The organism is Neopararhizobium haloflavum (assembly GCF_002750855.1).
Taxonomy (GTDB): domain Bacteria; phylum Pseudomonadota; class Alphaproteobacteria; order Rhizobiales; family Rhizobiaceae; genus Georhizobium; species Georhizobium haloflavum.
Map to the genome: position 1 here is coordinate 1 of NZ_NWUC01000034.1, position 2,107 is coordinate 2,107.

The 2,107-nt window shown below is 43.8% G+C and carries 2 protein-coding genes; one reads left to right on the plus strand and one right to left on the minus strand.

The genetic code is table 11. The features are described from left to right. Positions 1-931 (plus strand): UDP-glucuronic acid decarboxylase family protein (locus tag CN673_RS21855; RefSeq protein ID WP_099868287.1); only part of this gene is annotated, 931 nt, incomplete at its 5' end. 566 nt (positions 932-1,497) lie between these two features. Here CN673_RS21855 and CN673_RS21860 read toward each other — a convergent pair. After that, a partial coding sequence (locus tag CN673_RS21860) for an Hsp20 family protein (RefSeq protein WP_210200134.1) occupies positions 1,498-2,107 on the minus strand: 610 nt, incomplete at its 5' end.

Here is a 2,107-nt window from a genome sequence, read left to right on the forward strand (position 1 = left end):
TGTTGAGCAATGGATCGGTCATCCAAACTTTGACCTCGTCCACCACGATGTTGTGAATCCTTATTTCACGGAGGTGGACCAAATATACCATCTCGCTTCTCCTGCCTCCCCTCCCCATTACATGTATAACCCAGTGAAGACGATTAAAACGAACGCCGTAGGAACAATAAACATGTTAGGATTAGCCAGACGAGTCAAGGCCAGAATTCTTTTGGCTTCTACATCCGAAGTATACGGAGATCCAGAAGTTCATCCACAACCTGAAAGTTATTGGGGTCACGTGAATCCCATCGGGCCCAGGTCCTGTTACGATGAAGGAAAGAGAGTGGCAGAGAGTTTGATGGTGGCCTATCAGAAACAGGAGAATGTAACCATCAGGATCGCTCGCATCTTCAACACTTTCGGTCCCCGGATGCATATGAATGATGGCCGAGTTGTCAGTAACTTCATTATACAAGCCCTCCAGGGAAAACCGATCACGATCTATGGGTCGGGCAACCAAACCAGATCTTTCCAATACGTATCCGATCTGGTAGATGGTCTCATTGCTCTCATGAACAGTGACACCTCACTTCCTGTCAATATCGGAAACCCTGAAGAGCACACGATATTCAACTTTGCCCAGATAATCCAGGAGTTGGTTGGGAGTGGCAGTAAAGTGGAAAACCTGGCCAAAGCCACCGATGACCCGCAACAAAGAAAACCAGATATCAGCCGTGCAGCCGAATTGTTGCATTGGAAACCTAAGGTCTCAATGAGAGATGGCCTTAAGAAAACGATCGACTATTTCAGGGACGAGATCGAGCAGGAGCGGCGATTACGGTATTTGAAAGTAGTAGAAGCCACAGCTTGCACCACGATACCAAAAAAATGCTTACAAAACAAGCTACAATCTACAAAGACTCGCTACAATATCGAGACACTTCAATAGATTGCGGTGAAAGTTAAAAGAAACGGCGTATTATGTAAGGCAAAAGGAGTGAGAGGAAAAAGCTGAATGTTGCTGTTGGTGAGATACAATAAAAGTTAAAAGAAAAACAATTTTTTTAGGGGTTTACAAAGTTTTTGAAGTCGATCCATCTTTACCATTAAATCGGGAAAAGTAATGGTGCTAGCTGCCGGTTGAAATTCAAGTCAAAATGGATAAAAAAATTACAAGAAATATTACTTTAGACAGATTTTCCAGCTTTAACACAACTTTCTGGCCGAAAAAAGTGACTACAATAGAAGCGTTGGACTTTCAAGAGAGCTAAAAACTAACTTTCAAGTCTTCAGCTACTATTGTAGAACTTTCAACGGCTGAAAAGCAGGCTAAAGCGGAAGAAAAGGCTAAAAATTACAATATTTAGTTAAAAAAGGCGTTATGAAAGGCAAAATTACTGAAAAAATTAGTTAAAAAGACGATTACAATACAATCTACATTACGACAAGATGTTTTACAGTGTTACATACCAGTATAGGCCTTAAAATGTTGGTCAAATTCCCTTAATTTATCCATCACTCCTTTTTCTTCTGTTCAATCGGCAATTTCTTGCTCTCCTCCAAAGCCACAGCTCTTGGGATGTTGATGTTCAGGTATCCCTTTTCATCCAGTTCGCACTTGATCTCATCCAACTTCACGTCCTCCGGCAATTTGACCATCTTCTCGAACTTGCGCTGGATATAGCCGTTCTCGGACTTCTCCGAGTGTTCGCCGCGCACCTTCAGCCGTCGGCCCTCCAAGTCCACTTGAATCTCTTCGGGTTTGAAGCCGCTGGCCTCGAAGTTCATCGACATGTTGCCCTCCTTGTCCCAGCTGAGGTCTTGGCCGATCAGCGAGCCGGGCAGGATGCGATTCGCCTCGGCGACGAACGGGCGCACCCACGAGTGCCACACGTTGTCCCAGAGGTCGTACGGGTCGTCGTCGAAGAAGGACTCGAACATCCGCGGGTCGTGCGGACGATAGAACGAGCTGGGAAGAATAGAGAAAGGATCACGGAACGGTAGTAGACTCATTTTCGGATCTTCAATATTTTCGTCGGCTACGGAAAAATTCAAAATTACAAAAAGAAGAAGACAAAAGGTTTTAGACAAGAATTCACTCTTTTTTTTTTTTTTTTTTTTTTTT